Annotated in this window: 5 protein-coding genes and 3 pseudogenes; 6 read left to right on the top strand and 2 right to left on the bottom strand. The window is 53.4% G+C overall.

The annotated features are described in order from the left end of the window. Nucleotides 1-265: 265 nt before the first annotated feature. Nucleotides 266-3886 carry a PAS domain S-box protein gene (locus ACVWZ1_RS08980; protein WP_457503180.1) on the top strand — a complete coding sequence of 1207 codons (3621 nt, stop codon included), beginning with the start codon at nucleotides 266-268 and terminating at the stop codon, nucleotides 3884-3886. Here ACVWZ1_RS08980 and rpsU read toward each other — a convergent pair. Continuing rightward, a pseudogene (gene rpsU / locus ACVWZ1_RS08985) lies at nucleotides 3883-4026 on the bottom strand (30S ribosomal protein S21). The gene ACVWZ1_RS08980 and the pseudogene rpsU overlap by 4 nt on opposite strands. A 331-nt stretch (nucleotides 4027-4357) precedes the next feature. On the opposite strand from rpsU, the gene apcD reads away from it, so the two are divergent. The 4 genes and pseudogenes from apcD to ACVWZ1_RS09005 form a co-directional block, all read left to right on the top strand. Next, nucleotides 4358-4831, top strand: a complete 474-nt coding sequence (apcD, locus tag ACVWZ1_RS08990; RefSeq protein WP_099812040.1) for an allophycocyanin subunit alpha-B — start codon at nucleotides 4358-4360, stop codon at nucleotides 4829-4831. 267 nt (nucleotides 4832-5098) lie between these two features. After that, nucleotides 5099-5584, top strand: a complete 486-nt coding sequence (locus ACVWZ1_RS08995) for an allophycocyanin subunit beta (RefSeq protein WP_099812041.1) — start codon at nucleotides 5099-5101, stop codon at nucleotides 5582-5584. Between the two features lie 39 nt (nucleotides 5585-5623). Next, nucleotides 5624-7024: a chlorophyll a/b binding light-harvesting protein gene (locus ACVWZ1_RS09000; RefSeq protein WP_457387765.1), complete on the top strand. Its 1401-nt coding sequence runs from the start codon at nucleotides 5624-5626 to the stop codon at nucleotides 7022-7024. Between the two features lie 307 nt (nucleotides 7025-7331). Further along, nucleotides 7332-7787 (top strand): annotated as a pseudogene (locus tag ACVWZ1_RS09005) (Uma2 family endonuclease); the annotation flags it as partial. A 33-nt stretch (nucleotides 7788-7820) separates the two neighbouring features. Here the strand turns inward: ACVWZ1_RS09005 and tnpA are convergent. Beyond that, a pseudogene (gene tnpA / locus ACVWZ1_RS09010) lies at nucleotides 7821-8260 on the bottom strand (IS200/IS605-like element ISSoc10 family transposase). Between the two features lie 57 nt (nucleotides 8261-8317). On the opposite strand from tnpA, the gene ACVWZ1_RS09015 reads away from it, so the two are divergent. After that, on the top strand, nucleotides 8318-8454 hold a 137-nt coding region (locus tag ACVWZ1_RS09015; protein WP_457503184.1), incomplete at its 3' end, for a helix-turn-helix domain-containing protein.

Raw genomic sequence — 8454 nt, forward strand, 5'->3', positions numbered from 1 at the left:
GCCCCACCGTTCCAGTAGACTCAAACTTTGCTCTCCTTTTCGGGGAGTTTTCGGGGAGATGGGGAATTGTTGTCACAGTGCTTGATCCTGGGTTAGAAATGCTACCGAAAAGCAGCGTACTCCTCGACACTCTCTAAACTTAACTTAATCGACAACCTTCATGAGCGCCTGCTGGGATCTAGTCAACCTAAACACCTTACTCGACCGAAACACTCTGCCCGGATGGCTTTGGCTGCTCCTTTGGGGATCCTCACTGGCCGTGGTGATGTACTGGCAAAAGCGCTGGCTGCAGCGGGATCAGGTGGGTTTTCCCGATGTCATCATGCTGGCGCGTGCAGATACGACGGTGGTGGAATGTAACGGAGCTTGCCAAAAACTCTTAGGCAATTGGCGAGGCAAGCGCTGGATTGACGTGCTGCCGGCAGAAGAGCAAGAGCAGGTGCGGCAAAAGATAGCCCAGCTCACCCCTCAGCAGCCTACCTTCACCCGAGTTGGCAGGGTATCGGATGCAGCGGGGCAGGTGCGGTGGTTTGAGTGGATCAACCAAGGCATTTTTGACCGGCGGGGCCGCTTGCAGTTCATCCGCGGGGTGGGCCGAGACATTACCGAGAAGAAACAGTTGGAAGAAAACCTGCGGCTGCGGGAGGCCCAACTGCGCACCTTGTTGGATGCCCTGCCATTGGCGGTGTGGGCCAGGGATCCCCAGGGAGTGCTAATTTTGCAAAATGCCACTGACCGCGCCTGGTTTGGCGATCTGCTGGGTACTTCTCTGGAGGAGGTGGCTCAAGAATATCCTCACTGGCCGGAGTACATCCCTCAAGTTCTAGCCGATCTAGAGCGGCAAGGGTTTTCCCAACTCGAGGGCAAGGAAGTAATTCAAGGTCAGGAGCGCTACACCTATCGCTTCGCTGTAAAGCTTCAGGATCAGTCTAAAGGATTAGGGCTTCTCGGCATTGTCCTAGATATCACCGAGCAGAAGCGCCTGCAACGAGAGCTAACAGATCAACAAGAACGCTTTCGCGCCTTTATCAACAACAGCCACGACATCTTGCACCGGGTTGATGCCCAGGGCCGGCTGTATTGCCTTAATCCCCCGGTGGCGGAGAAGATTCTAGGTCTTACCCCCCAGCCAGGAGAGCCTCAACCCCTGGAGCTGGTTCATCCCGAAGACCGCGAGGCCATCGCGTCTGCCTGCGAGCAACTCCTGTCCCAGCCCGGCCAGACTCTCTGCTTTGTCTATCGGATGCAACATGCCGACGGCCATTGGGTGTGGCTGGAGAGCCTCTGCACCAATCTCTTGGATGATCCTTTGGTTCAGGGGATCGTTTCCAGTACCCGCGATATCACCCAACAAAAGCAGGTGGAACTGGCTTTGCGAGAGAGCGAAGCCCGCTTTCGGGAAATTGCAGAGGCTGTACCGGTGACTTTCTTCCTACAGTCGGCAGACTTTAGCCGCGCTCTTTACAAAAGTCCTCGTTGTGAACAGATTTTCGGATATACACCAGAGGAGCTTTATCGCCAGCCGGATCTGTGGAAGGAAAGGATCCACCCAGAGGATCTGCCAAGAGTGATGGAAACCCTGTCTCTTGCCACCCAAGGCAAAATGTCAGTTACCTATCGGATTTTCCACCCAGATGGCAGGCTGCGCTGGTTGCGTACCTCTTGTTACCCTGTCTTGAACGAGCAGCAGGAAGTCGTTCACATCGCAGGCATTACCGAAGATATTACGGAGCAGAAAGAAGCAGAGCTGGCTCTACAAGAAAGCGAAGCTCGGCTTAGGGCCATTCTGGATGGGATCCCTTTTTGTATCTTTCTCAAAGATCTGGAAGGGCGCTATCTTCATGTAAACAAGACTTATCTACAACAGAGAGGCTGCAAGGCAGAAGAGCTCTTTGGAAAGTTGGATAGTGAGCTGTTCGCATCAGAAGAGGCTCTAGAATTTCGAGATCAGGATCAAAAAGTCCTGCAATCTCCGCATCCTGTCAGCTACGAGCGAACCTTTTTCCGCGATGGCAAGAGATTGACCCGGTGGGTCACCAAGTTTGCCCTGCGGGATCAGCAGGGGTCTCCTTACGCCGTTTGCGGCATCGCTGTGGACATAACGCCCCTCAAACAAGCCCAAGATCTGTTGCTGAAAGAAGCAGAGCGGGAGCGGCTGCTTGGAGCTTTGCTGCGACGCATCCGTCAGGATTTGGATTTGCAATCTATCTTGCAAACCACTGTTGCAGAAGTGCGAGAGGTTTTCCAGGTGGATCGGGTGATGATCTATCAGTTGCAGGAAGGTGTAGGGGGGTTTGTAGCTGCTGAGTCGGTGGCGGATCCCTGGCCCAGCCACCTGGGCCGCCGGGTGTGGGATGCTTGCCTTCCCCAGGGTCCTTGCTACCGCAAGTACCAAGAGGGCTTTGTGCAAGCCATAGCCAACGTGGCGACGGCCAATTTGGATCCTTGCTATCGGGAGCTCTTGGAATCTTTCCAGGCCCAAGCCAACTTGGTGATCCCGATTCGGCAGGGTGAGGCTTTGTGGGGTCTATTGGTAGTTCAGCACTGCCAATCCAGCCGCCCTTGGCAAGAGTGGGAAATCCGGCTTTTACAAGAGCTGAGCGATCAATTAGCCATCGCGTTGCAACAGGCCCAGTTATATGAACAACTGCAAGCCCTCAATCAAACCTTGGAAGAAAAGGTTCGGCAACGCACCTCTGAGTTGCAGCGATCCCTGCAATTTGAGGCCCTGCTGAAACGCATCACTGACCGGGTGCGCGACTCTCTGGATGAAGCTGAAATTCTCAACACCGCTCTGCGCGAGCTGGGAGAAAACCTAAATGCAGATGGCTGCGATATTGGCCTTTACAACGCCGATCTCACCCTTTCCACCATCAGCTACGAGTATTGTCCTCGCTTGGGGTCGGCCTTGCATACTTGTATTCCCTTTGCCCAATATCCAGATCTCTACGCCCAGTTGTTGCGAGGAGAGCCCTGCATATTTTGTTTACTTCCTGACGCCCCCCGCCAAGGATCAGTCTTGGTCTGCCCTCTGCGGGATGGGGAGCAAGTCTTGGGGGATCTGTGGGTTTTTCGCAGCAGCGAGGAAAGTTTTGATGAGCAGGAAATGGATCTCGTAGCTCAAGTGGCCAATCAATGTGCTATCGGCCTAAGGCAGGCGCGCCTATTCCGAGCTGCCCAAGAGCAGGTGCAAGCCCTGGAGCGCCTTAACCGCCTCAAAGATGACTTTATCAGCACCGTCAGCCACGAGTTGCGCACCCCCCTCACCAGCCTGAAGATGGCGTTGCACATGCTGCAAGTTGCCCCTGCGAGGGAGAAGCAGGCCCAGTACCTATCCATCGCCCAGCGGGAATGCCAACGGGAGATCGAGCTGATCAATGACCTGTTGGATTTGCAGCGGCTAGAGGCAGGAGCCTATGCTTTGAATCTGCAAACGCTGACCTGGGAAGCCTTGTTGGGGGATTTGCTGTTGGCTATTGGCGAACGCGCCCGTACTAAGGGGCAAACCTTTCAAGCCAACGTGCCTCTGGAGAGCAGCATCACCACAGATCCTCTCCTTTTGGGGCGTATCCTGCGGGAGCTCCTGCACAACGCGGTGAAATACACCCCCGGCCAGGGATCCATCCGCCTAGAAGTCAGGGTTGAGGCCAACCGAACTCGCATCCAAGTCAGGAATAGCCAAGAGATCCCGGCTGAGGAACTCACCCGCATTTTCGATCGTTTTTACCGGATCCCCAGCCATGATCCTTGGAAAGAAGGGGGCACGGGTTTAGGCTTGGCCTTGGCAAAACAGATGGTGGATCAACTGAGGGGATCCATCGAGGTCAGCAGCGCCGCCGGCTGGACAACTTTCACGCTCCACCTGCCCCCTCTGCCCCAGTTTTAAAGGTTGAGCGGATCCCTGGGGACTCCTGCTTTGCGCTTGCGCTTTTCCAGGTTGGTTTCAAAGTAGCGATGGTTACGCAGATCTGGCAAGATTCCTGCCTCAGAAACTTAGCCCTTAAAGCGGCGCAGCGCCGATTTGATCCCTACCTTAGGGGTTCTCTCCCCCGGTACCTCTGCACAGCCCGTCTTATTGTAAGTTCTGTAGCAACAGATACGGAAATAGTTCCCAACACAGATGCTCATCTCGGCCAGAAGAGATAGAGGCTGAGTATTCTGAGGGTTGCTGTCGTATCCGGGATCTGGATTGGCCGCCAACCCAACCTTCTCAATCTGGTCACGCTGCCGAAGACGCGAGGCAGAGAGGATTTGTTGCAAGTAAGTTTCAATTCACAACTTTTTCTTAATAAGTGATTTCGGTTCTTGAGGATCTGGCTTACTTTGTTACCTGTAGAGTGTTCCTTGCCAAAAACCTATGAGCATTGTTGCCCAAGTCATCGCGCAGTCGGACGCGGCTGATCGCTTCCTCAGCAGTGCCGAGATCGCCAAGCTAGAGGATTTCTTCAGCAAGGGTCAAGTTCGCATCCGAGCCGCCCAAAAGTTAGCAGAGAACGAGCAAAAAATTGTCCAGGAAGGCAGCAAACGGTTTTGGGCCAAATGCCCCAACACCCCCAGCAATAAGGGCAACCCTCAAAAAACTGCCCTCTGTCAACGAGATCAAGGCTGGTATATCCGCTTGGTTAGCTATTGCATCTTGGCAGGCAACGATAAGCCGCTGGAAGATATCGGCTTGAACGGCATGCGAGAAATGTACATCTCTTTGGGCGTGCCGCTACCCAACCTGCGGGTGGCGATGAGCTGCCTAAAAGAGGTAGCTGCCGGCATTCTTTCTTCAGAGGAGATGGCTCTAGCTGCCCCCTACTTTGATCGACTGATTCGCGCTTTTTGAATCGATGAATGGATAGACAAATCGCTGCCCTCTCGCTCAGTTTTAGAGTTGAGGCGCGCTACTCCTGCCTCTGTGAGCTTGAGGTTTCGGCTGGCTTTGCGAGCTTGACCTGCAAGCTGTGAAGTTGTCTTAAGTTGCAATCCATAAGAGTTCTCACAGGCAATGCCTGAGCAAGCGGTGCAAGGACTCCGTCCCGCTAACGCGAACAGCATTTGCCCAATTGCCTCAAGAAATCAGTCCCTACTAGTGCTTAGAGGAGAAAAATCCATGAAAGATACCATCACTTCCCTGATTAACCCCGCCGATGAGAAAGGCTCTTACTTAGATGCCGCAGCTCTGGAACAATTAAATCGCTATTTCCAGAGTGGCAACATGCGCGTCAAGGCGGCCAAAACCATCAGCTCCAGCGCCAGCAGCATTATCAGCAAAACGGTTGCCAAGAGCTTGCTCTACGGGGATATTACCCTACCGGGGGGCAATATGTACCCTACTCGGCGCTACGCGGCTTGCTTGCGGGACCTGACCTATTTTCTACGCTATGCCACCTACGCCATGTTGGCTGCCGATCCCTCAATTTTGGATGAGCGCGTGTTGCAGGGTTTAAAAGAAACTTACATCACCCTCGGCGTTCCCATCGATCGCGTCATTCAGGCCCTCAATGCCATGAAAGAGGTCCTGACCGAAAGTCTCGACACAGAGGCAAGTCAAGAAATGGCCGTTTATCTTGACCATATCATTGCCGGTCTGAGCTAAACGTGCCTGTATTTTTGAGGGCTCACTGAGGAGCTATCTATGAATGCCAAAAAGATGCACCCATCGGGCTACCCCTGGTGGTCAGGTAACGCTCGATTGATGAACCTCTCTAATACTTTTATCGTGGCGCATGTGGCCCATGCGGCCTTGATCATGGCTTGGGCGGGGGGCTTTACCTTGTTTGAGCTGGCCAAGTTCTCGCCAGAGCGGCCCATGTACGAGCAAGGGCTGATTTTGCTGCCCCACTTGGCCACATTGGGGTGGGGGGTTGGCCCCGGTGGCCAGATCGTCAATACCTTTCCCTATGTGGCCATTGCCTCAATTCACCTGGTGGCTGCCGGCGTGTTGGCTGGAGGAGCCTACTTCCACCAAACCCAACTTCCCCCCAGCTTAGATATGGAATTCGGCAGGGCTGCCAAGTTTCACTTCACTTGGGATGATGCCAAAACGTTGGGAGTGATTTTGGGGCACCACCTACTGATTTTGGGCCTGGGATCCCTATTGTTGGTGGCCAAGGCGATGGTGTTCGGGGGGCTGTATGACGCCAACACCGGTCAGGTACGCCTGGTTACGGCTCCAACTTTGGACTTTGCCACCCTTTGGAACTACCGCACCCACCTGTTTGATGTCAATAATTTGGAAGACTTGGTGGGGGGCCATATCTATGTGGGAGCTCTTCTCTTGTTGGGAGGGGTGTGGCATATCCTGGTTCCGCCGTTTGAGTGGGTTAAAGCTCGCTTTCTCTTCTCAGCAGATGGGATCCTCTCCTACTCTCTATTCGGCATCGCCCTAGCCGGTTTTGCGGCTTCTTACTACTGTGGGTTTAACTCGCTGGCCTACCCGGTGGAGTTTTACGGCCCCACCCTGGAGCTGAAATCCGCCTTTACTCCTTACTACTTCGATCCAAATCAAACGGGAGCGTGGAACTACTCCTCAAGGGTTTGGCTGGCGAATGCTCACTTCTACTTAGCCTTCTTTTTTCTACAAGGATCCCTGTGGCATTTTCAGCGAGCGATGGGATTTGATGTCGGCAAGATGCTGCAGCTTTGGCAGCAGAGTCGGCAGGAAATGACCTCTCAGTCGGTGTATCAGGTTCAATTTCAGTGCCGACCTCAGCCTGACTTTGCAACTTTTTACGAGCCGCCCTTTGCAGGTCCAGAGCCTCTATCTGTATCTCCCGAGGATATCTACTGGTATCAGCCGCCAAAGGCTCCCAGCTCCAGATCTCTATCGTTGATAAACGGCGTTCGGCAAACTCTCTATGAAGTGAACTACACCCTTAGGAGGTGGATCTTCTACGAGCCCGCAAGAGAGAAGATAGCTTTCAATCGTTCTGACTTAAAGGCAGATTATGGTTCGCGCAAGTCAAGGGCTGATTTCTCGAAGTTTGCTCGATCTCTGCCCAAAGTCTTCTACGAGCCGAGCAGAGTTCAGGCTTAACCTACCTGGGATTTGAGGGGGTTTGGCCCTCAGGAGAGGTGATTACCCTGCCTGGGGGCTTTTTGCTTTGCTAGGGCTCCGCAGTGTGGGCTAAGGAAGGGAGTACCGATCTAGACTTGGCCTTGGTGAAGCAAATGGTGGATCAACTGAGGGGATCCATTGAGGTCAACAGCTCTGCCGGTTGGACGACTTTCACGCTCCATCTACCCCAATTGCCGCAGTTTTAACCCCTACTCCACCGCTCCCCCTCGCTTTGGGGTTTGGGATACAGTACTGGCAGGGATCCGGGGGGGCTTTGCCTAAACCTATGACAACTCGCCTAGATTTGGCTCTCACTCTTGAAGACTTCCTCAAGTTGCCTCACATAGAAGAGTCTCCGGCATGGGAGTACGTGGATGGAGTTGCCATTCAAAAACCGCTGCCCAAAGTCCGCCATTCCATTTTGCAAAAACGCCTTTTGGCTGAGGTTGACGGCAGCACCACCAGCTATACTGCCCTACCCGAATTGCGATGCACTTTTGCCGGTCGTTCCATTGTTCCCGATATTGCTGTAATTGCGTGGGATCGAATTCGCCTAAGTGAAACAGGCGAGCCAGAGGATGACTTCACCGCAGCACCCGACTGGATTATCGAAATTCTTTCGCCGGGTCAAAGGGTAAGCCGTGTAATCGATAATATCCTGCATTGTCTAAAGCACGGCAGCAAATTAGGGTGGATGGTGGATTTAGCTAAACCGCCGAGAAGCCCCCCCTCTGTCCGTAGAACGTATGGACTACGTCCCGCTGAAGCGAACGCGCTAGCGGCGCGGAGCGCTTGGCCGGGATGAGAGGCGGGAGTACCTTGGCTTTCAATGTACTGGCTCAATGCCGAGACTGTCACCCCACCACATGAAGCGATGAAATAAGATTCATTCCACAGCACATTTTTCCGGTATATCTTGCTGATGTAATCCGCAAACTCGCTTCTCATCCTGCGACTAGAGACGGATTTGATGTTGTTTACCAATTTGGACAGATCCACCTGCGGGTAGTACTGGAACAGCAGATGAACATGGTCTGCCTCGCCGTTGAACTCAATAAGTTTGCAACCCCACTTTTGGCAAAGGTCATACATAACCTCATGTAATCGCTGCAGCATTTCGCTGGTAAATACCTTGCGACGGTACTTGGTGGTTAAGACCAAGTGCGCCTTCAAATCAGATACAGCTCTGCCGCTGGAAACAAAATCATGCTTCATGGCCGCTAATCCCTGCTGGTGCTATAATCAGTGTAGCGGTTTCTGAGTACGCTTAAGATGAGGACTGCCTATCAGTACCGCCTGCGGCCTACGCCCAGTCAAGTTGTCCTGATGGAGCAATGGCTGGAGCTGTTGCGCAAGCAGTACAACTATCGGTTGGCAGAGCGGCTTAACTGGTGGGAACAAAACCGCTG

It is taken from the genome of Thermostichus sp. MS-CIW-25, assembly GCF_054060015.1.